The sequence below is a fragment of the Wolbachia endosymbiont of Wiebesia pumilae genome, assembly GCF_017869285.1.
Lineage (GTDB): Bacteria > Pseudomonadota > Alphaproteobacteria > Rickettsiales > Anaplasmataceae > Wolbachia > Wolbachia pipientis.
Window position 1 is genome coordinate 395,653 of sequence record NZ_CP054557.1, and the last position, 21,886, is coordinate 417,538.

Annotated in this window: 20 protein-coding genes, 1 tRNA gene and 2 pseudogenes; 17 read left to right on the forward strand and 6 right to left on the reverse strand. The window is 35.4% G+C overall.

Translation table 11 applies throughout. The features are described 5' to 3' along the window. Nucleotides 1–3: 3 nt before the first annotated feature. Together HUB92_RS02055 and ruvC are read left to right on the forward strand one after the other, a co-directional pair. Nucleotides 4–831: a cytochrome c oxidase subunit 3 gene (locus HUB92_RS02055; protein WP_006279354.1), complete on the forward strand. Its 828-nt coding sequence runs from the start codon at nucleotides 4–6 to the stop codon at nucleotides 829–831. Next, entirely contained in the window at nucleotides 832–1,320 is a 489-nt protein-coding gene (gene ruvC / locus HUB92_RS02060; protein ID WP_209473140.1) for a crossover junction endodeoxyribonuclease RuvC, read from the forward strand. 44 nt (nucleotides 1,321–1,364) lie between these two features. Here the strand turns inward: ruvC and ruvX are convergent, their stop codons facing one another. From ruvX to HUB92_RS02075, 3 genes are all read right to left on the reverse strand, one after another. Then, on the reverse strand, nucleotides 1,365–1,832 hold the full coding sequence (ruvX, locus tag HUB92_RS02065; protein WP_209473142.1) for a Holliday junction resolvase RuvX: 468 nt from the start codon (nucleotides 1,830–1,832) through the stop codon (nucleotides 1,365–1,367). A gap of 89 nt (nucleotides 1,833–1,921) precedes the next feature. Beyond that, the gene (locus tag HUB92_RS02070) at nucleotides 1,922–2,065 is read right to left on the reverse strand and encodes a hypothetical protein (protein WP_209473144.1); all 144 of its coding nucleotides are present in this window, start codon (nucleotides 2,063–2,065) and stop codon (nucleotides 1,922–1,924) included. Between the two features lie 33 nt (nucleotides 2,066–2,098). Continuing rightward, nucleotides 2,099–3,055 (reverse strand): IS5 family transposase, encoded by a 957-nt coding sequence (locus tag HUB92_RS02075; RefSeq protein ID WP_209472359.1) that lies wholly within the window; start codon nucleotides 3,053–3,055, stop codon nucleotides 2,099–2,101. A 664-nt stretch (nucleotides 3,056–3,719) separates the two neighbouring features. Between HUB92_RS02075 and HUB92_RS02080 the strand changes: the two genes are divergently transcribed. The 3 genes and pseudogenes from HUB92_RS02080 to HUB92_RS02090 all read left to right on the forward strand — a co-directional run bounded on the left by HUB92_RS02080 (nucleotide 3,720) and on the right by HUB92_RS02090 (nucleotide 6,211). Next, a protein-coding gene (locus tag HUB92_RS02080; RefSeq protein ID WP_410543338.1) for an IS5 family transposase occupies nucleotides 3,720–4,486 on the forward strand; the annotation gives its coding sequence in 2 pieces (ribosomal slippage) (nucleotides 3,720–4,047 and nucleotides 4,047–4,486; 768 coding nt in all). 481 nt (nucleotides 4,487–4,967) lie between these two features. Next, nucleotides 4,968–5,321, forward strand: a pseudogene (gatB, locus tag HUB92_RS02085) (Asp-tRNA(Asn)/Glu-tRNA(Gln) amidotransferase subunit GatB); the annotation flags it as partial. A 57-nt stretch (nucleotides 5,322–5,378) separates the two neighbouring features. Beyond that, nucleotides 5,379–6,211: pseudogene (locus HUB92_RS02090) on the forward strand (IS5 family transposase). 58 nt (nucleotides 6,212–6,269) lie between these two features. On the opposite strand, the gene HUB92_RS02095 reads toward HUB92_RS02090, so the two are convergent. Further along, complete coding sequence (locus HUB92_RS02095) at nucleotides 6,270–7,544, reverse strand: metallophosphoesterase (protein ID WP_209473146.1); 1,275 nt, start codon at nucleotides 7,542–7,544, stop codon at nucleotides 6,270–6,272. 190 nt (nucleotides 7,545–7,734) lie between these two features. On the opposite strand from HUB92_RS02095, the gene HUB92_RS02100 reads away from it, so the two are divergent. The 8 genes from HUB92_RS02100 (at nucleotide 7,735) to HUB92_RS02135 (ending at nucleotide 15,949) form a co-directional block, all read left to right on the forward strand. After that, nucleotides 7,735–7,822, forward strand: a tRNA-Leu gene (locus HUB92_RS02100). Between the two features lie 29 nt (nucleotides 7,823–7,851). Then, nucleotides 7,852–8,934: a GTP cyclohydrolase II gene (locus tag HUB92_RS02105; protein WP_209473148.1), complete on the forward strand. Its 1,083-nt coding sequence runs from the start codon at nucleotides 7,852–7,854 to the stop codon at nucleotides 8,932–8,934. Nucleotides 8,935–9,006: 72 nt separating this feature from the next. After that, complete coding sequence (locus HUB92_RS02110) at nucleotides 9,007–9,687, forward strand: VirB8 family type IV secretion system protein (RefSeq protein WP_151807683.1); 681 nt, start codon at nucleotides 9,007–9,009, stop codon at nucleotides 9,685–9,687. Continuing rightward, the gene (gene virB9 / locus HUB92_RS02115; RefSeq protein ID WP_174515708.1) at nucleotides 9,674–10,474 is read left to right on the forward strand and encodes a P-type conjugative transfer protein VirB9; all 801 of its coding nucleotides are present in this window, start codon (nucleotides 9,674–9,676) and stop codon (nucleotides 10,472–10,474) included. The genes HUB92_RS02110 and virB9 overlap by 14 nt, the downstream gene beginning before the upstream one ends. A gap of 16 nt (nucleotides 10,475–10,490) precedes the next feature. Continuing rightward, nucleotides 10,491–11,951 (forward strand): TrbI/VirB10 family protein, encoded by a 1,461-nt coding sequence (locus HUB92_RS02120; RefSeq protein WP_010962301.1) that lies wholly within the window; start codon nucleotides 10,491–10,493, stop codon nucleotides 11,949–11,951. Between the two features lies 1 nt (nucleotide 11,952). After that, nucleotides 11,953–12,945, forward strand: coding sequence for a P-type DNA transfer ATPase VirB11 (gene virB11, locus HUB92_RS02125; protein WP_010962302.1), 993 nt, complete (start codon nucleotides 11,953–11,955; stop codon nucleotides 12,943–12,945). Between the two features lie 30 nt (nucleotides 12,946–12,975). Further along, nucleotides 12,976–14,979 (forward strand): type IV secretory system conjugative DNA transfer family protein, encoded by a 2,004-nt coding sequence (locus HUB92_RS02130; RefSeq protein ID WP_077188467.1) that lies wholly within the window; start codon nucleotides 12,976–12,978, stop codon nucleotides 14,977–14,979. Nucleotides 14,980–15,100: 121 nt separating this feature from the next. After that, on the forward strand, nucleotides 15,101–15,949 hold the full coding sequence (locus HUB92_RS02135; RefSeq protein ID WP_209473150.1) for a P44/Msp2 family outer membrane protein: 849 nt from the start codon (nucleotides 15,101–15,103) through the stop codon (nucleotides 15,947–15,949). A 164-nt stretch (nucleotides 15,950–16,113) separates the two neighbouring features. Here the strand turns inward: HUB92_RS02135 and prmC are convergent, their stop codons facing one another. Both prmC and HUB92_RS02145 read right to left on the reverse strand, forming a co-directional pair. Next, a complete protein-coding gene (gene prmC, locus HUB92_RS02140) occupies nucleotides 16,114–16,953 on the reverse strand; it encodes a peptide chain release factor N(5)-glutamine methyltransferase (RefSeq protein ID WP_010962305.1) in 840 nt (279 codons plus the stop codon). A 381-nt stretch (nucleotides 16,954–17,334) separates the two neighbouring features. After that, a protein-coding gene (locus HUB92_RS02145; protein ID WP_410543338.1) for an IS5 family transposase occupies nucleotides 17,335–18,101 on the reverse strand; the annotation gives its coding sequence in 2 pieces (ribosomal slippage) (nucleotides 17,335–17,774 and nucleotides 17,774–18,101; 768 coding nt in all). A gap of 140 nt (nucleotides 18,102–18,241) precedes the next feature. Here HUB92_RS02145 and HUB92_RS02150 point away from each other — a divergent pair. The 4 genes from HUB92_RS02150 (at nucleotide 18,242) to fusA (ending at nucleotide 21,876) form a co-directional block, all read left to right on the forward strand. Continuing rightward, the gene (locus tag HUB92_RS02150; protein WP_007549315.1) at nucleotides 18,242–18,394 is read left to right on the forward strand and encodes a hypothetical protein; all 153 of its coding nucleotides are present in this window, start codon (nucleotides 18,242–18,244) and stop codon (nucleotides 18,392–18,394) included. 525 nt (nucleotides 18,395–18,919) lie between these two features. Then, on the forward strand, nucleotides 18,920–19,294 hold the full coding sequence (gene rpsL / locus HUB92_RS02155; RefSeq protein ID WP_006279787.1) for a 30S ribosomal protein S12: 375 nt from the start codon (nucleotides 18,920–18,922) through the stop codon (nucleotides 19,292–19,294). A 5-nt stretch (nucleotides 19,295–19,299) separates the two neighbouring features. Continuing rightward, nucleotides 19,300–19,779, forward strand: a complete 480-nt coding sequence (gene rpsG / locus HUB92_RS02160; protein ID WP_007549313.1) for a 30S ribosomal protein S7 — start codon at nucleotides 19,300–19,302, stop codon at nucleotides 19,777–19,779. A 21-nt stretch (nucleotides 19,780–19,800) separates the two neighbouring features. Beyond that, nucleotides 19,801–21,876, forward strand: a complete 2,076-nt coding sequence (fusA, locus tag HUB92_RS02165; RefSeq protein ID WP_209473152.1) for an elongation factor G — start codon at nucleotides 19,801–19,803, stop codon at nucleotides 21,874–21,876. Nucleotides 21,877–21,886 lie beyond the last annotated feature (10 nt).

A 21,886-nucleotide genomic window follows, 5' to 3' on the forward strand; every position in this document is an offset into this window, starting at 1 on the left:
GCTATGAAAAGTAAAGAACATGATTTTCATTTAGTGGATCCAAGCCCTTGGCCAATTGCTGTATCAGCAGCAATTCTTATTCTTGCACTTGGATTAGTTGGCGCGCTTCATAAACAAATTGTCGGAATGTTTTGTTTAGTTTTGGGAATCTCCGCAGTATCAGGGGTGCTGTTTTATTGGTGGAGAGATGTAATAAGGGAGGCCATTTATGACAAATGTCACACTGCCATTGTAAAACATGGACTCAAATTTGCAATGTACTTGTTTATTCTCTCGGAGGTCGTATTTTTTATAGTGTTCTTTTGTTCATTCTTTAAAGCCTGGCTTGATCCAGTTTTTTTATTTGAGGCGTTTTCTCCTGCAAAAAAAGTTGAATGGCCCCCTGAGGGAATTTTGCCACCTGATCCGTGGTCACTACCATTCATGAATACATTAATATTATTGCTTTCTGGTACAACAATTACTTGGGCAAATCACTCTTTACTTAAAAATGATAAAAAGAGCATGATTAAAATGCTGTCCATAACTATATTGCTTGGAGTTTTTTTTATAATAGTGCAAGCAATAGAGTATCATGAAGCGAGTTTTTCTCTACAAGAAACAGGAGAAAAGCTTATTTATACATCCAATTTTTATATGATTACCGGTTTTCACTGCGCACACGTTATAATAGGAATAATATTTTTATCAGTGTGTTTATTTAGAGCACGGAAAGGCCAATTTACACTTCAGGACCATTTGTGCTTTGAGTTTGCCTCCTGGTATTGGCACTTTGTAGATGTAGTCTGGATATTTTTATTTTTGTTTGTCTATTGGTTAAGCGTTTATTAAGTGGTTAAAATAATAGGTCTAGATCCAGGAATAAGCAAGACTGGGTGGGCCATTATCAGCCTGAACGAAAAAAATAATATTGAATTTTTGGGCGGCGGTACCATATCAACTGATGGTAAATTGGGTACAGGTGAACGCCTACATACAATTTTTGAACAATTAAAGAAAGTAATTTCCCTATACTCTCCGAATGAAGCTGCGGTAGAAAAAATTTTTGTTAATAAAAATCCTAAATCTTCACTAACTTTGGGATATGCAAGAGGGGTTGTAATTTTAGCGTTAAAAATAACAAAGCTAACTATGAATGAATATGATGCAAACTATGTAAAAAAAAGCATTACCGGAAATGGCCATGCTGATAAGGATCAGATTATATTTATGGTGAAGCAAATAGTTAAAAATTTGAGTATAAAATGCCACCATGCTGCTGACGCTCTTGCTGTAGCAATTTGTCATGCTTATACGAAAGGTTCTTGTTTTGTTGAGTAACTTTTATATGGGATTCAGTTTGAAGATTTCCAGATCTGGAAAAACTATTTGATTGTATTTATCTTGTCTAACGTTCGTTGCAAAATAATACATGCGGAGATTTTATCATCTATTTTTTTCGATTTTGTGATTGATACTCCAGTAATTTTTAGTGTATGAGTTGCGATAGATGTTGAGAAGCTTTCGTCTTGTAAGTATATATTTACTTTATATTTTTTTATTATTTTATTTGCGAATTGGATTATAGTTTTACACCATTTAGTTTCTTGCTCGTCCATTTTTAATGGTAGTCCTATTACCATTGATCCAGATTCATTTTCTTTGAATATTCTATGCAGATAACCTAAATCTTTGCTCATATTTTTTCTGTGATATATGCTATGAGCTGTGGCTATGAGCTGTGTTTTATCGCTAAATGCTATGCCTATTTGCTTTTCTCCCATGTCAAGGCACATTATGCGCTTATCTTTTGGAATAGACTTTAGAAACTCATCTGGATTTCTATGTAGCATCTATTAGACTTCCTTTAAAGTGACCTTACCAAAAAAGTGGAGAGAAAGTTAAGAAAATTTTTTACAAAAAGAATAATGAATCAAATTGCTCAGGAATGCAATAGACTTCTTGCATAACCCAAACTAAGTAGAAAAAAGGTATCATCTAAGTAGCTGACACTGGTTTCCATCCAAAAGGGCAGTGCCCCTATGATGTCATTCCAGTGCTTGACACTGGAATGGCTTTGTTGCATTGCTCTTCGGATAGTAGGTAACGCACAATAAATTTATGAAGCTATCTCAAATTTAGCCATACCAATATCAGTGAACTTATTGAGCAAATAGCATTTAACAAGTAGTTCCTTCTCTCTATTTGTCTCAGATTTATTCCTAAAACTAAACCCGAATGTTTGTTTCAGTCGCGAGAAAAAACTTTCTATATAAGATCTTTTTCCATAACTCATCTCTTTTTTCCACTTCTTTATACTATCTTCATCATATGACTTTATGAGCTTGACTGCAGAATTTCTCTCAGCCATATAGTCTAACTTTGGATGCTCTGCTGCGTTGTTTTTCGGAGGAATTTTCGTTTTTATACCATATTGATTACACAGCTTATAGAGCTTTTCTCTGTCATATGCCCTATCTGCATATAGTACTTTTATGACATACTGAAAATCGACTTCTTTTAGCAAATCACAAGCTCCATAGTGATCAGAGTAGACACCGTTACTGTATTTTACAGCTATGGCTTTTTTGCTGTTTGTATTCAACATTACATGCAATTTTCTTGTCTGTTCATAGCTGCGATACTTTCTATCTTCGCTATTTTCTTTGCTATGACCAGGAGTGTTGTTGTATATACTAATTCCTGTACTGTCTATAGCAATTTCGATATCTTCCATATTATTTTTATCAATTCTGCAATCATTGATCTTAATATTGAGTTTCTTAAACCTTCTTGATGATTGTGAATAGCTGATAACTTGCAAATTTTTCCCAATTTGCTCAAGGTATCCTGCTATAAACCCAACTGTTTGCCTCAGGCCTATTCTAAATAAACAAGTTATTATGTGCACCAAAATTACAACTTTATCGCTATAAATATTGTTGCCACCTGGTATTTTTGGACCATTCTCGTACCACTTTTCTATGGCTTCGTTGATATAATGAAAAATATTTCCTCTTTTTTCTAGAAATTTGTTATATTCGCTATGGTTACTGACCCTCATTTTTTGTGGCATATTTTTTCTTTCAAGGTTAAATGGCTATTTTATAATGAATTTTGTCAGTAGCCACCAGATTTTTTCAGTTGCTATGCAACAAAGCCCACTGGAATCCAGACTTTAATTGTTATACTTGTAAATAAGTCTGGTGAGAATAGACGTTCATCTCAAAATGCAGTATTTTTGTTGAAATAGCTCAACTGGATTCCAGCGTCACGCGCTGGAATGACACCTTTGTGTTTGCATAGCTGTACGAACATTGTGATTTGAGAGCAATCTCCACAAGGGAGGATGTCATTCCAGTGCCCAGACACTGGAATCCAGGAAAAAGAATGGTGTCATCCAAGTAGCTGACACTGGGATCCAGAAGACTTAATTTCAACCAAATAATAAAGGCTGGATCCCAGTGCTTGGCACTGGAATGACAGCAATCCTACGTCATACCGCGATTCATTCGCGGTATCTCGGCCGCTAACAAGTAGCGGGATGACGGTTATCGTTTAGCTACAGACATTAAGAAATTTACTAAACGAAAAAAAAGGCAAAAGAAGCCCCGTGGTTGGCTAATTACTTACATTATACTTTCAAGTATGGCGTTTTTTTATTCTAAACACTTAGAGCCTGTCTTGAAAAGAAATGAGAAAGAGAATATGATGAGATAAGTAAAAAATAGTAGGTAAAAATGTATCCAAGTGATATAAGTGACAAAGAATGGGAAATTTTGGAGCCAAGTGTTGCACAAGGTGCAGTAGGACGGCCAAGAAAGTACAATATTAGAACAATTATTAATGCAATAAGATACATAATGAAAGGTGGTTGCCAGTGGAGAATGCTGCCAAAAGATTTTCCGCCATGGAAAACGGTGTATGATTATTTTCTCAGGTGGCGTAATAGTGGCAAATTGGAAGAAATACACGATATGTTAGTAAAAAAGGTAAGAAAAATGGTTGGCAAAAATGAAATACCTTCGGTAGGAATAATTGACAGTCAATCAGTGAAAACCACTCAAAAAGGGGATCCAGAGGATATGATGCTGGCAAGAAAATAAAGGGTAGAAAACGTCACATCATTGTGGATACAATAGGCCTAATTATTACAGCTGATGTTCATAGTGCAGGCATTCAAGATCGTGATGGTGCTCTAAATCTTTTTACTCAAGCTAAACGAAAAGCTTCAACGCTACAAAGGTTTCTCGCTGATCAGGGATATATTGGTAAATTGCAAAATTACTGTTTATTGAAAACAGGATGTTTATTGACGATTACTAAAAAAGCAGCTGATGCTGTAGGATTTCAAGTTATTCCTAAACGGTGGATTGTTGAAAGAACTTTTGCTTGGCTTTCCAACTTTAGACGTATGAGCAAGGATTATGAGCATTCTCCTCTTACTTCAAAAACTAATATCTCCTTTAATATGATTACTATTATGCTTGCTAAATTAGCTGCTTAGTTCCTTTCAAGACAGGTTCTTAATAACCGCGATTCAGTTGCTTTTAAACCGCAACTAATCTAAATTATAAACGTTAAGAAATTTACTAAACAGAAAAAAAGGCAAAAGAAACCCTAGGGTAGCTAGTTATTCACTATCCATTTTTTAAGTTGGCGTTTTTTTATGTTTTAAACGCTTTATAAGCGCGTTTCAGCTTATGTAGGTAGAAGTTTTATAAAGACATAAGGTGCACATAGTGCAAAAAATTAAACATGAGACGCCAGATACGTGAGTTTTTTTGTCATTTAATCTGTACAGAGAAGATAAATAAATAGCTTCAATTTTATGATAAGAGGGCTGGCGAAGCTTGTCAAGTAATCTTTTGCATTTAACCCGTTTCTATGGGTAAAACAATCTGCATACCACTTAGCTAACATGAGTTTTGTTTTGACTTTTTGTGCTAATTTTGCAGAATATTAAGATTATCATTTAAATAAAATACATGACGAAAGAGGATTGGGAAGCGGTAATTGGGCTTGAGGTGCATGCTCAAGTTTCTTCTAATACGAAGCTATTTTCTAGCTCATCAACGGAATTTGGTGCTGAGCATAACACTCAAGTTTCTCTAGTTGATGCGGCAATGCCAGGTACGCTGCCAATACTAAATTATTACTGCATAGAGCAAGCAATACGCACTGGTCTTGCACTTTCTGCAGAAATTAATAAGTATTCTTACTTTGATCGGAAAAATTATTTTTATCCTGATTTACCACAAGGTTACCAGATAACTCAGTTTTTTGAGCCAATAGTTAAAAACGGTAGAGTATTTATCAACGACAATGAAAAAGAAATAAGAGGTTGTCCGGAAACAAGTAAAAGGCTATAATATCTGAAATTTTAGTACGGGGTAAAGATGAGAAAAAAGTATCCAACAGATCTAAGCGAAAGGGAATGGGCAAGAATAGAAAAACACTTCAGAGTATCATACAAGAAAGGAGGAAGGCCGCCAAAGTATAGCAAAAAAGAAATATTAGAAGCAATTTTCTATGTATTGCGTACAGGGTGTCAATGGCGGTATTTACCAAATGATTTTCCGCTATGGAAGACTGTGTATGAGCAGTTCAGGCAATGGAAGAAGCAGGGAATTTTTGAGAAAATGAATTATGAAATTACAAAATATAGTAGAAGAAAAATAGGAAGGAATGAGCAGCCGAGTGCCTGTATAGTAGATAGTCAATCTGTAAAGACTACAGAAAAGGGGGGATCAAAGGCTATGATGGAAGTAAAAAAGTAAAGGGTAGAAAAAGGCATATAATTACAGACACTCAGGGTTTTATACTAGGTTGTTACGTAGGCGCTGCTAACGAAAATGATAGAGATGGTATTAAAATAGCATTAAACAATATGAGAACAAAATATACTAAAGTTAAAAAAATGTGGGCTGACATGGGATACCAAGGAAGAAATTTAAAGAATCACATAAAGGAAGAATATGACATAGATATTGAAATTGTTAAAAGGCCTCCATGTAGATTTTGGGTGCACAAAGATACGCCACCTGAGCTACTACCAACAAGAGAACAAGGGTTTAAAGTACAGCCAAGAAGATGGGTTGTAGAAAGGACTTTTGCTTGGGTTAATAGGAATAGAAGGCTATCGAAGGAGTATGATTTACTCACAACATCCACTGAGAATTTCATATACCTAGCTATGAGTAGGGTTATGTTAAAGAGGGAATATGCTTGAATTTACTAGTTTCCGGACAACCTCTAAGTAGCGTTTTTAAAATAGCTAATAACAAATCCTAAAATGAATCGACTATAGTTTTAATCCGTTTAAGTTTAAAATCTTCTGTTAGCTTCGCAGAATACATTTCCTTATTGTGTTGATTATAGAAGGTAAATTCGTGATCATCTAAATTTAGTATTGCAAAGCCAAAGCCAAAAAAGTTTCTAACCTCGTGTGCTAAGTAGTTTTTACCATTTGAATAGTCAAATTCTACATTTTGATAAACAGATTCTTGATCTTGAGCGTGTAATGATGCACCACCGTTTCCAACTATAATTTGGTCTGGAACATTATCCATTAATAAAATCTGGGCTATATGAATGTGGCCAGAAATTATGGTAGTAACATTGCTTGGAAATTTATCTCCAAAAGCTTCGATTTGTGTAAGATTACCATGGCTTTTTAATGTCAAAAATTCTTTTTTTGGAGATCTCCAAAGCGGTTTATGAGTTAAAAACCACATGGGCTTGTCAGAACTATTTTGTATCAATTTATCAAATTGCCTCTCAAAAGCATCAATTGTGCTTTGGGTTGTAAAAATATCCTCACCGGATGAAGAGTCGAAGATAAAAAATTTCATCGGTCCAGCATCTAAGGACCAACTAGAAACGAAGTTTCCACATTTTTCAGACGAAAAGGGGTATGAATCTAGATACCTGAACCATCCTTCATAAGCTCTATCACAACTCTCATGGTTTCCACGAACAAAAAGGAAAGGGGATTGTGATAAAATATCCTTTGCAGGCTCAAACCAATCAGCGTACCAAACTTCTTTATTATATCCATAAATATCGCCACACTTTTTTGTATTTCTACATTTTGTTTGTCTATAATGATAATCACCAACATGGATAATTAAATCTGGTTTATGAAGGGCGATTGAATCTAAATTTTTTTTTAAAGGCCAGCTATCTACCGAATTACATTCCTGCTGAAATAACATATTTATTCTACAGCCCGTGTCACCAATGAAAGCAATTTTATTAACCTTTTTTGGTAATATAGGAACCCGTAGATCCTCAATACTAATGTTTTTGGCACTTGTTTGTACTGTCAGTTCACAAACTGTTTCGTTATGATCACCATTGTTAATTGAGCTGCGATTCAGCATTTCTGTTTCCTCGCCATCAACATAAACAATGGGACACATGTCATTGTCCGTAATTGCGCGTATGCTTAGTTTATTTTCTGGGATAACTTGAGACCATGTGTATAATATTTGTGCATGGACGAAATGAAAGCTAGTTATAAGAGAGAGAGCTAAAAAAATAAAGATATTAGCTATATTCATTTGTATAAAAACCTAAGTTAAAAATTAGTAGTAAGGTTATCTTAAATGATTAAAATTTATAATCACAAAATTCATAATCAAATTATACAAACAATTTCTAAATTATTCTAGTATCAGATTGACACTCTAGATGAAAAATTCTAAAATGATTAAGTAATTTAAAATAATTATATAAAAACTAGAATATAGTGCGGCCGTGGTGGAATTGGTAGACACGCAGCGTTGAGGTCGCTGTGGCTCATAAGGCCTTGGAAGTTCAAGTCTTCTCGGCCGCACCAGTTTTTATCGCTGTTTAATATGGGTAAAAATGTTTATAGGAAATCAGAGTAGCAATAAGGTAGAAAGAGCTATCAGCGAAATCAGGCGCGGTCGGCCAATTGTAATATATGATGAAAGTAATTACCTATTGTTTGCTGCTGCTGAGGCTTTAGAAAGAGATTTATTTAATCAATACAAGCTTACATCAAGTAATGTATATGTTACTTTAACTTCAAGTAAGGTAAAATACATATCTCAGAATAAAGAACATAACAGCAAACGTCTGTTGGTGAATAATTTTGATGAACTGCTCTATTTAATAAACTGTTCAAAGGAGGATTGCATAAAAGAGTTGCAATGCTCAAAGACAATAGATGAATGTGCTATTGCCTTGCTTAAGTTCTCAGAATTATTGCCATACGCGTTAGTGGCTGATATGACTTTTGAGAATAACCATGAAATGCGAAATTGGTGCGAGAAAAATGACGTTATTGCACTGGACACGTCATTCATAAATAATTTTCAAGAAAATCAGGATGTATATGAAGTGTGCAAAACATCATTATTTTTAAAACAGACTCAAGAAGTAAATATCATATCTTATAGAACCGAAAGTGGTGAAAGAGAACATCATGCAATTATCATTGGCAATCCAGATAAAGATGACGAACCATTAGTGAGAATTCATTCTTCGTGCTATACGGGTGACTTGTTAGATAGCTTGTCATGCGATTGCAGAAGTCAGTTACATCAAGCAATTCAAATGATAGCTGACTCTGGAAGTGGTATTATATTGTATTTGATGCAAGATGGAAGAGGCATTGGTTTAACTAATAAGTTAAGAGCGTACAGTATGCAAAGAGGACATAATCTTGATACTGTTGATGCAAATAGAATATTGGGTTTTGAAGATGATGAAAGGAGTTTTGCTGTTGCAGCTAAAATGCTTAAGAAATTGAACATTAACAAAATCCAATTACTTACAAACAATGATAGGAAATTGTCAGAATTGGAAAGTAGTGGTATAGGAGTTACAAAGTGTCTACCACTTATTGTGGAACGTAATAAATATAACGATTCATATATGGAGACAAAGTTTGGTAAATTAGGCCATAGATTAAGAGTTTTTTAGCTTTTTTGCTGTAACTACTTTGTTAATTTGCTATGTTTATTAACATAAGTTAAGATTTTTAGGAATACTAAAATGCTAAGATTTTTTAAGCGAGAAAAAAATACTGAATCCTTAGATAAGGATATAAATTGGAATTCAAACCGCTACAGCACAGTTATTGCTCAAAGGAATATTCTACTTTTATTTGCATTAATATTATTAGCAACGATCTCTATCAGCATATTAGTCATATTTAAAATTAGCACAAGTAGCACTATTGAGCCATTTGTTATAGAAATTGACAAGAAATCAGGAATAGTGCAATTGGTTGATCCTGTCACAGTAAAACAGTATTCTGCAGATGAAGCGCTAAACGATTATTTTATTTCAGAGTATATAAAAGCAAGGGAGGTTTTTGATCCATATCATTATAATTATAACTATTATACAAAGGTGAGGTTGTTTTCCTCACCTAATGTGTATAATGAATTTAGAAATTATGTAGGATCGCAGAATATGGATGATCTTTTTAATTTATATTCAGATACCAAAAGTGAATTTAAAATTCGCTCAATTCAAAAGTTGGGTAACGATGCTCTTCAGGTGAGATTTTTTGTGGAATTTACACGGAAAGATGGAAGTTCTACGAGAAAAAATAAGATAGTTATTATGTCATATAGATATGCATCGCTTGAAATGGATGATCAGCAAAGATATATTAACCCATTAGGATTTCAAGTTATTTCATATAGAGTAGATGATGAATATGTATAGGATATTATTAGTTTTAGCTTTACTTGTAAGTGGCAATTTAAACGCATCCATTAATTATAATGAGCCTATTTCTATAGATAGTAGAATAAAGACTTTTGTGTATAGCCCTAATGAAGTATTTACGGTGGTTTTTAGTCAGGGTTACTATTCTTATATTGAATTTGCGGAAGGAGAAAAAGTTAAAAATATCGCTGTTGGTGATGCATCAAGTTGGAAAATTAATCCTTATGACAATAAATTGCTTATCATGCCATTTGAAGTTAGTAGTCGCACTAACATGATTATTACGACAACTAAAAAAAGAAATTACATTTTTGATTTAATCTCAAGGCCAAACTACGATAAATACCCGGATACTGATGCTAAGAAAGTAGATCACGATTATTCTGCTGAAAAGGATATATCTTACGTAGTACGTTTTTATTATCCTCAAGAAGAAGGTGAATTTGATGTTGATTTAGATGAGGTTTCTTTACCTACTCAAATGCAATATACTACAGACAAGCTAGAAAAAATAATACAAGAAAATGATACGAAGTACAATTATACATATATTGATGAAGGTGGTAATGCGGATATAGTTCCGATCGAGTTATTTGATGATGGTTATTTAACCTATTTAAAATTTAGAAATAATAATAAAATACCTCAGGTTTTTGTAGAAGGGGAGGATAAACCTTGTAAAAGGCTGTTATTTGATGATTATGTTATAATAAAAGGAGTACATAAAAAGCTATTTATGCGTTATGAAGATGGTGAAGTTGAAATTATAAATAGGTCACTTTAGCTGTGGTACATGCAATATGAATAAAGAAAGGCGTAACAATTCAGAAGATGAATCAGAAATAGAGAATAAGGTAGTAACAGTTGGCTCTAATCAAGGTCATAGGGCATTGATGGTCATTATTTTAGTGCTTCTGGCTGGTGGAGTGTATTATCTCTATTTTAGTCCTTCTCCTAAAGAGGGTTCAGAAGTTATTAAAAAAGAGGAAACAAAGCAAAACGTTCAAGAATTGAAAGGAAAGTTGGAACAAGTTCCAGATAATGTAATGGTTCCTGAAAGAATAATAACTGATCCCTTACCACCCTTACCTCCTCTTCCTACACCACTAATCATACCAGAAATAAAACAAATTAGAAAAGAAGAAGTGATGAAAAAAGAAGAAGAGAAACCAAAAGAAACTCCTGTGTCAAATATACCTATTTTGCCAAAGCAAAATTTTCCTTCTAGTAATGTTATGGGCAATTTACCTACCTCGTTTCCTACAATAGGGGGTGGCGGTTATCCTAGAGACAGACGTAGTGCACAGATGTTGACAATTTCAGGTGGTAGTGGAGAGAACAAGGCTGCTGATGCTATTTTATCCGACACTTCAGCACAATCGAGCAAAGCTACCAGAGTAGGAAAGCTTGGTTTAATGATTACTCAAGGTAAAATTATTGATGCTGTTCTTGAAACTGCAATAAACTCTGATCTGCAAGGAATGCTGCGTGCTATGGTGAGTAGAGATGTTTATGCAGAAACTGGTGATACAGTTTTAATACCTAAAGGCTCAAGATTGATAGGCAGTTATTCATTTGACTCGAATGTTGCTAAATCTCGTGTAAATATAAACTGGAATAGAGTGATTCTGCCACATGGAATAGATATTGCAATCTCATCACTTAGTACTGACGAGCTTGGTAGAGCAGGAATAGCAGGAATAGTTGATAACAAAATAGTAAGTGCGTTATTCTCTTCGGTGACACTTGCTGGTGTTTCGATTGGTTCTGCTGTTATAGGGCAAAAGGCTTCTAATCTTGTTGATACGCTAACTGTCAGAGATGCAGTAAAGTCTATCACTGCAACCGAAATAGATTTTTCTTCTCTCCAACTCATTATTGACCCAGAAAAGAAGATATCTAGTGACAAATGGAAATTAGGCCTTGGGGCTATCGGAAGAATTCGGAGTGCCAAAAGCAGACAAGATTTACTAAAAATAATGAAAGAGGAAATAGCAAAAGCACTAGGAATTGAAGAAGACGAGGTAAATATAAGCCTGGAAATTGTAAATCAACTGTTAGAACAAATTCAAAGAAAAAGCAAGTCTGTTTATGATGAAGCAATCGGGAAATCAATCGAGGATTTTTCTAAAGATATGCGGGATGTAGTGGGCAGATATACAGATAAAAAACCAACTATTTATGTTGATCAAGGCACTGCATTGAAAGTATTTGTTAACCAAGATATAGTATTTCCTCCACAGGCAATATTAAATCAATGAAATGAACTATGCTGCACTTGATACATATTTGGAGCCATTACAAGGCATATTTCAAGAAGAAGGCGTAAATGAAATATCAATAAATAAGCCAAAGGAAGTATGGATTGAAAATCGCGGTGAAATAAGGTGTGAAAAATTAGAAGTATTCGATCTTAACCATTTGAAATCTCTTGGCAGACTGATTGCTCAAGCTACAGAACAAAAACTTAGCGAAGAAGCGCCGTTACTTTCGGCAACATTACCAAATGGTTATCGTATACAGATAGTATTTCCGCCAGCATGTGAACCTGATAAAGTAGTCATGTCGATTCGTAAGCCTTCTAGCATGCAGTTAGCACTCGATGATTACGAAAAAATGGGGGCTTTTTCTGAAACTGTTACAGAAGCAACTGATAATCCAGTTGACCGTCATTTGGATTTATTGTTAAGGCAAAAAAAAATAAAAGAGTTTTTAGAATACGCTGTAATAAGTAAGAAAAATATTATAATTAGTGGTGGAACTTCCACTGGTAAGACTACTTTTACTAATGCTACTTTGCGTGCTATTCCAGATGAGGAAAGAATTATTACTGTTGAGGATGCAAGGGAAATCGTTTTGAACGATCATCCCAATAAAGTCCATCTAATTGCCTCTAAAGGAGGGCAGGGCAGAGCAAAAGTAACCACTCAAGATTTGATAGAAGCGTGCTTACGTTTAAGGCCAGACAGAATAATAGTTGGTGAGCTCCGTGGAGCGGAAGCTTTTAGTTTTCTTAGGGCGATAAATACTGGTCACCCTGGATCAATATCAACCCTTCATGCGGATAGTCCAACAATGGCCCTTGAGCAAATAAAACTGATGGTTATGCAAGCAAACCTTGGCATTCCTCCAGACCAAATTATACCATACATTAGAAATGTGATTGATATTGTTATTCAGCTAAAAAGAACCGGTGGGGGCAAAAGAAGCATTTCTGAGATATTATTTACTAGATCTGCGAGCGAAAATGCTTAAATTTATATATAAGTTAAGGAAGAGTAGTTTATGAGTAATGGAAATCACCTACGTAATATTCTCATAGGAGGTGTAGTAGCTTTTAGCGTACTTGAGTTTTGCTTCTATCTATCTGGTATATTGTTTGTTCTGTTTGCTGATGGTCCGGATGCTGTGGATTTTAAGGCAATTAATCCTAGTTTGACGCCTTTCCCTCAAGCTCTTTGGCCAACGATTTTTGATCATATACAATATTGTTGGCATCATCCAGAGTTATATAGCCTTGAGCTCAAAATCACATTAATTATATCTTCTGCACTGCCTATCATTGTTTTAATGATTATCTTATGGAATTTAAGAGAAAGGATAATTGAGTGGCGACCATTTAAAAAGAAGGAATCACTTCATGGAGATTCGCAGTGGGCATCAGAGAAAGACATACGAAAAGCAGGATTAAGAAGCAAAAAGGGATTATTGCTTGGTAAAGATAAAAGAGGATACTTCATTTCTGATGGGTTTCAGCATGCATTGTTATTTGCACCTACAGGTTCTGGTAAGGGTGTTGGCTTTGTAATTCCTAATTTATTATTTTGGACTGACTCGGTAATTGTACACGACATAAAATTAGAAAACTATGAAATAACAAGTGGTTGGCGAGAACGACAAGGACAAAAAGTATACGTATGGAATCCAGCGCAGCCAGATGGAATAAGTCACTGTTACAATCCATTACAATGGATTAGTGAAAAACCTGGGCAGATGGTTGACGATGTGCAGAAAATAGCTAACCTAATCATGCCTGAACAAGACTTTTGGCAGAATGAAGCAAGAAGCTTATTTGTTGGAGTGGTATTATACTTACTTGCTGCACCAGAGAAAGTTAAATCTTTTGGTGAAGTTGTGCGTACGATGCGTAGTGATGACGTGGTTTATAATCTTGCTGTTGCTCTTGATACAATGGGTAAAATACTACACCCTGTAGCATATATGAATATTGCAGCTTTTTTACAAAAAGCTGATAAAGAAAGGTCAGGTGTTGTATCAACCATGAACTCATCACTTGAATTGTGGGCAAACCCATTGATTGATACTGCAACTGCGTCAAGTGATTTTAATATTCTAGATTTTAAAAAGAAGAAAATTACAGTTTATGTTGGTTTAACTCCTGACAACTTGACTAGGCTCAGGCCTTTAATGCAGGTTTTTTACCAACAGGCAACTGAGTTTTTATGTAGAAAATTGCCATCGGATGACGAGCCTTATGGCGTATTGTTTTTAATGGATGAGTTTCCTACACTTGGAAAAATGGAGCAATTTCAAACAGGTATTGCATATTTTCGTGGTTATCGAGTTAGGTTATTCTTAATTGTTCAAGATACTGAGCAGCTCAAAGGAATATACGAAGAAGCAGGGATGAACTCCTTTTTGTCAAACTCGACTTACAGAATAACTTTTGCAGCCAATAATATTGAAACAGCTAATTTAATATCGCAACTTATAGGAAACAAAACTGTACAACAAGAATCGTTGAATAAGCCTAAATTTTTAGATTTAAATCCTGCTTCAAGGTCATTACATATCTCTGAAATACAGAGAGCATTGCTATTGCCTCAAGAAGTTATTATGTTGCCACGTGACGATCAGATAATTTTAATAGAGTCGACTTACCCAATTAAATCAAAGAAAATTTTGTACTACAGTGATACCACCTTCACAAGAAGGCTGCTCAAACAAACTCGTGTGCCTACACAAGAACCATATGACCCAAACAAAGTTCTTTCTGCCGCTGCGAGCAAAGATAAGGTTAATAACGAGGGGAATAATGTTCTTGAGGGACCTAATTCAGTTGATTATCCTGCTGAAACTAAAACCGAAGATGCAGTATATGATGAATCAGATGAATTTGCAGACGAAGATATTGATGATGAAGATATCGACGATAAGTTTGAAGATGATGACGAGGAAGATGAGGATAGGAGCGATGATGGGTTTGATGACGAAGAAGAGGAGGATGAATTTGAAGATGAGGATAAATTAAAAAATGACGAGAAGTAAGGTTAACTTTGCCTATTTTTAGCTCAGAAAAGTGCAAGTTATGCAAATAATTAGGTTTTTCATATTAAGCCATTTTTAATTAATTAGTATTAGATTAGCTATTTTAACTAGGGGAGTAATAATGATTAGTAAAAAAACATTAGCGGTTACAGCATTTGCTTTATTGTTGTCACAACAATCTTTTGCAAGTGAAACAGAAGGGTTTTACTTTGGTAGTGGGTATTACGGTCAATATTTAAATAACACAAGCGTACTAAAAACAAGCACTACAGGTATCAAAAATTTGTCTATAAATGACAGGGGTGCTCAGAACACAGAAGGTCAGTCACTAAGTGAGTATAAAGGAGATTATAATCCACCTTTTGCTGCAAATGTGGCATTTGGTTACACAGGAGAATTGGGTAACAACAGCTATAGGGCTGAATTGGAAGGGATGTATTCTTCTGTAAAAGTGGATAATATTGGTTTAACAAGTAGCCAAATAACTGTTTCATACCTAAAGGAGACTGGTGAGGATCCTAATAAAGAAACTTATCTCTATAGTGCTGCAGTTAGTCATGACCAAATTGAGAACATATCTGTAATGGCAAATGTTTATCATCATTGGAAAAGTGACCGTTTCTCTTTTTCTCCTTACGTTGGTATTGGGATCGGTGCAACAAGAATGACGATGTTTGAAAAACCGTCAATAAGACCCGCAGGTCAATTAAAAGCTGGCTTTGACTATCGCATAAACGAAGGTGTAAATATGCATATTGGATATAGAGGTTTTGGTGCTATTGGTAGCGATATTAAGCTTACAGCAAAAAGGTTAGGACAAGTGGTAGACGACCCTAATAATGATAAAAAAAAGAAGCTTAATCCTAGCTCAGGTAGCAAAGTAACTGAGGAAATAAATATAGGTAATCAACTATTTCACACACACGGTATAGAGGCTGGTCTTACTTTCCATTTTGCCAGCAAAGCTTAAACATGTTGCCCTTTAAAAAATGCATAAAACCGTTCCTGTCGTCCTATGGCTTGACCATAGGATCTAGTTAAATATAGATCCAAGTAGTCACGCTACTTGGATGACTAGGTAGAGGGTACTGGGATGATATAGGATAATATGGGATGAAGGCAAAAAAACATTAGCTATGTTCTTTTCACAACAATGCATCTCTTCATTCCCGCTAAGTCATATACATATTCCTGAAAAGCTAATTCGTATGAGGGGATTATTTTGTCAATATTGCTTTGATCTTCACCTATCTCCAATATCGCAAACCCATTTTTTTTAAGGCACTTTCTCAATATTGGAAAAATGCTCAAGTAACAGCTCAAACCATCAATACCACCATCAAGGGCAATTCTTGGTTCCTTTTGCACTTCAGCTTGCAAGTCTTTCAATTTGCTTCTTTTAATATATGGAGGATTACTGATTATAAGATCGAATGAACCTCTGCACTCTGTCCACGAACTTGGAAATATTTTGGCTCTGCTGAGAAGATCATGTTTTTTTGTGTTCTGATAGGCAACTTTATATGCTTCCAAGCTTTTTTCAAAACCGACGCCAACAGCATATTCATACTCACTAAGTACGGATATCAATAAACAACCTGTGCCTGTACCAAAATCTGCAATTTTTAGTTTCTGTTTTTTGTTTGGGTAATATTTTAACACTGCTAGGATTATTGTTTCACTATCTGGCCTTGGATCTAAAACATGCTGGTTAACTATAAAATTTTTACTCCAGAATTCACGATTACCTATTATTTGCGATATTGGATATCTTTCCGCTCTTTTTTTTGTTAATTTCCAAAATAAAAGTTCTTTCTCCATCGGCACTTGATCAGCATGGTTCACAATTATAAATGATCTTTCCACTCCAAGTACGTGCTGCATGATGATTTCACAATCTAAATGTGGTGATTCAACTTTATGTGACGATAATAACTCCGATCCTTCTTGAATTAAAGTGCTGATTGTTTTCATTATTCTAAAAATATGTTTCTTTCAGCCAAAAATAGCAAGATGAGCTTCCAGTTTAGGGTAGCTGCACTAAATCCCAGTGTCAAGCACGCAGCTGTACGAACATTGCAATTTGCAGATCCAAGTAGCTTGACTACTTGGATCCAGCTAAGTTGGTGAGCATAAAAGTATAGCTAATGCGAGCTTTACGTCATACCGTCACGGTATCTCTAGATTCCGCTAACACGTAGCGGGACGACGAGGTCAGGGTGTCATCCTAGTACCTTCTCCTGTCATCCCAGTGCCCTGACTACTTGGATCCAGGAAAAAGAATGGTGTCATCCAAGTAGCCTCCCTCCCCTGTCATCCCAGTGCCCAGACACTGAGAACCTGTCTTGAAAGGAACTAAGCAGCTAATTTAGCAAGCATAATAGTAATCATATTAAAGGAGATATTAGTTTTTGAAGTAAGAGGAGAATGCTCATAATCCTTGCTCATACGTCTAAAATTGGAAAGCCAAGCAAAAGTTCTTTCAACAATCCACCGTTTAGGAATAACTTGAAATCCTACAGCATCAGCTGCTTTTTTAGTAATCGTCAATAAACATCCTGTTTTCAATAAACAGTAATTTTGCAATTTACCAATATATCCCTGATCAGCGAGAAACCTTTGTAGCGTTGAAGCTTTTCGTTTAGCTTGAGTAAAAAGATTTAGAGCACCATCACGATCTTGAATGCCTGCACTATGAACATCAGCTGTAATAATTAGGCCTATTGTATCCACAATGATGTGACGTTTTCTACCCTTTATTTTCTTGCCAGCATCATATCCTCTGGATCCCCTTTTTGAGTGGTTTTCACTGATTGACTGTCAATTATTCCTACCGAAGGTATTTCATTTTTGCCAACCATTTTTCTTACCTTTTTTACTAACATATCGTGTATTTCTTCCAATTTGCCACTATTACGCCACCTGAGAAAATAATCATACACCGTTTTCCATGGCGGAAAATCTTTTGGCAGCATTCTCCACTGGCAACCACCTTTCATTATGTATCTTATTGCATTAATAATTGTTCTAATATTGTACTTTCTTGGCCGTCCTACTGCACCTTGTGCAACACTTGGCTCCAAAATTTCCCATTCTTTGTCACTTATATCACTTGGATACATTTTTACCTACTATTTTTTACTTATCTCATCATATTCTCTTTCTCATTTCTTTTCAAGACAGGCTCTGAGATCCAGAAAAGTTTGCTTGTAAGCAAGCAAACTAGCACAGAAAGTGGTTACAACATTTTCGATGAGATTATATGGAAAACTGGATTCCAGTGTCAAGCACTGGAATGACACCTTCCTGCCCAGTTCATGTTGCCATAAATATTAAGAAATTTACCAAGCAAAAAAAAGGCAAAAGAAGCCCTAGTCATTGTCTATTTTCAGTATTGGCGTTTTTTAAGTCTTAAACACTGCAATTTAGCTGCTTTTAAATGCAACTCACCTTAGTTTAAATGTTTAAGAAATTTACTAAGCAAAAAAAAGGCAAAAGATATCCCGTATTAGCTAGTTGTCACTCTCTAATCCTGCAAATTGGCGTACTATACTGTCTTAAACGCTTTATAAGCGCGTTTCAGCTTATATAGGTAAAAACCCAGAAATGTTGTGAAGAAGTAAAGTGTGCATAGTGCAAAAAATTAAAAATAAGACGCCAATTACGTAATACTGTTGTCATTTAATCTGCACAGATTGAAGATAAATGAATACCTTCAGTACCATGATAATGGGGCTGGCGAAGGGTGTCAAGTAAGTTTTTTCGTTTCTACTGAATGACAGTTGTGGCTTGGGAGGTAGTGCAAGAAGTCTACTGATGGCTTTCAAGGCAGTTGAGCTTAATTATTAGAGTAGTAATGTTTATTTTTATATTGACTATTGAGGTTTATTATTTTATAACTAAAAACTTAGTTATTTTAATGAGCTTGAGTTTATAACATATGCCTACGATAAATCAATTAATACGTAAGGGTAGATTAGGATTGACCCATAAGAAAAAGGTACCAGCTTTGGGAGAAAGCAACCCTCAAAGGAGAGGTGTTTGCACTAAGGTGTATACTACAACTCCTAGAAAGCCTAACTCAGCACTCCGTAAAGTAGCCAGAGTAAAAATTAGTGGGTATGGTGAAGTGACGGCTTATATACCTGGTGAAGGTCATAATTTACAAGAACACTCTGTTGTTTTGATACGTGGTGGGCGGGTTAAAGATTTGCCAGGTGTGCGTTATCACATAATAAGAGGTGCCCTTGATCTGCGTGGTGTGCAAAATCGAAAGAAAGCTCGTTCAAAATATGGTGTAAAGAAATCTGGTTAAAGTTTATGGCTCGTCGGAATAAAGCAAAAAAAAGAGAAATAAGTCCTGATTCGCGTTACGGCAGTGTTTTGCTGATGCGTTTCATTAATACAATCATGAAATGTGGTAAAAAATCTACTGCAGAAAAGATTATCTATGACGCTTTGTCTTTAGCTGAAAAGAAAATAGGCGAAGGTGGGTTATCAATTTTTGAGACAGCAGTAGGAAATGTTACTCCTTCTATAGAAGTGCGTTCTCGACGCATTGGTGGTGCAACTTATCAAGTACCTGTTGAAGTTCGACAAGATAGAGCGGTTTCTTTAGCGTTAAGGTGGATTGCTAAAGCAACTTCTGCTGCTCGAAAAAAGAGTGGAAAAACCACTGTTGATTGTTTGCAATCTGAAATACTGGATGCTTATAATAAACGCGGTGGTGCGTTTAAGATGTGCGAAGAAAAATATAAAATGGCTGAAGCTAATAAGGCATTTTCTCATCTTCGTTTTTAATGTTAGCTAATTAATTGTGATATGGAAATTGGAATATCTAAATACAGAAATATAGGGATAATGGCTCACATAGATGCTGGTAAGACTACCACAACAGAGCGTATTTTATTTTATACTGGTAAGCAAAATAGAATTGGTGAAGTGCACGATGGTGCAGCTTCTATGGATTGGATGGAGCAGGAAAAAGAGCGTGGTATTACAATCACATCTGCTGCAACAACATGTTTTTGGAATGATCATAGGGTCAATATAATAGACACTCCTGGTCACGTTGATTTCACTATTGAAGTTGAGAGATCTTTAAGGGTTTTGGATGGTGCAGTTGCTGTATTTGATGGAGTTGCTGGAGTTGAACCTCAATCTGAGACAGTGTGGCGTCAAGCTGATAAATATAGCGTTCCTCGTATCTGCTTTGTTAATAAGATGGATAGGATAGGGGCAAATTTTTATCGATGTGTTGATATGATAAAGACGAAGCTTGGTGCAGCACCTTTAGTTATTCATTTACCAATAGGGAGTGAGAAAGATTTCAAAGGTATAATTGACCTTATTTCTATGAAAGCCATTATATGGCAAGAAGAAACGTTGGGCGCTAAATTTTCTTATGAAGATATTCCTTCTGATTTGCTTGATAAGGCTCAAGAATATCGAAATCTTTTATTAGATGCTGCAGCTGAGATGGATGATGAAGCGATGAATACTTACTTTGAGTCTAATGATCTGCCAGTGGATTTACTGAAAAAATGCGTGAGAAATGGGACCATTAAAGGAAAATTTGTTCCTGTGTTATGTGGATCAGCTTTTAAAAATAAAGGCGTACAACCACTTTTAGATGCTGTGGTTGACTTTTTACCTTCTCCTATTGATGTTGATGTAATTGTTGGAATTGATCCTAAAGATTCAGAAAAGAAAATTGAGGTCAAACCTTCAGAAAAAGAGAAATTTGTTGCTCTTGCATTTAAAGTGATGACGGATAAATTTGTAGGCAGCTTGACGTTTATCCGTATTTATTCTGGTAAATTAAAGTCTAAATCTACCGTTTCAAATGCGTTAAAAAACGAAACTGAAGGGATTGGCAGAATGTTACTTATGCATGCAAATAACCGAGAAGATATAACTGAGGCTAGGGCTGGAGATATAGTTGCTTTAGTTGGGCTAAAGAAAACAACCACCGGAGATACTTTATGTTCTGTTGATTTTCCTATATTATTGGAGCGTATGGAATTTCCTGAGCCTGTTATTGAAATTGCTGTAGAACCTAAAACCACTTCAGATCAGGAAAAATTAGGTATTGCTCTAAATAGGTTGGTTGCAGAAGATCCTTCTTTGAGAATGTCAGTAAATGCGGAAAGTGGCCAGACTATATTGAAAGGCATGGGTGAGCTCCATCTTGAGATTATTGTTGATAGAATGAAGCGCGAATTTAACGTTGAGGCTAACGTCGGTGCTCCTCAGGTTGCATATCGTGAAACTATCACTAAATCTGTTGAAATTGATTACACTCATAAAAAACAATCTGGTGGAGCTGGTCAGTTTGCTAAGGTTAAAATAAAATTTGAACCTCTTGAGCCTGGTTCTGGGTTTCAATTTGAAAGTAAAATTGTAGGTGGTGCTATTCCAAAAGAGTATATTCCTGGGGTAGAAAATGGCTTGGAGTTGATAAAAGAAGGTGGTATAATTTTGGGATTTCCGTTGATTGATTTTAAGGCTACCCTTCTTGATGGTGCTTTTCATGAGGTTGATTCTAGTCCTTTAGCTTTTGAACTTGCTGCTAAAGGTGCTTTTAAAGAGATGGCAAATAAAGCTGGTCCAAAAATGCTGGAGCCTATAATGAAAGTTGAAATCATTACTCCTGAAGAATATATGGGTGATGTTATGGGTGATATAAATAGTAGAAGAGGAAATGTTGCTGATATGCTCGATTTAGGTAATAATAGTAAAATAATTACTGCTTCGGTACCTCTTGCAAATATGTTTGGTTATATCAACGTTTTGCGTTCTATGTCTCAGGGAAGGGCGCAGTATAGTATGCATTTTTCTTGTTATGAGCAAGTGCCACAATATGTGGTTGATGAGTTAAAGTTAGAGTATAATTAAGGGTAATAAT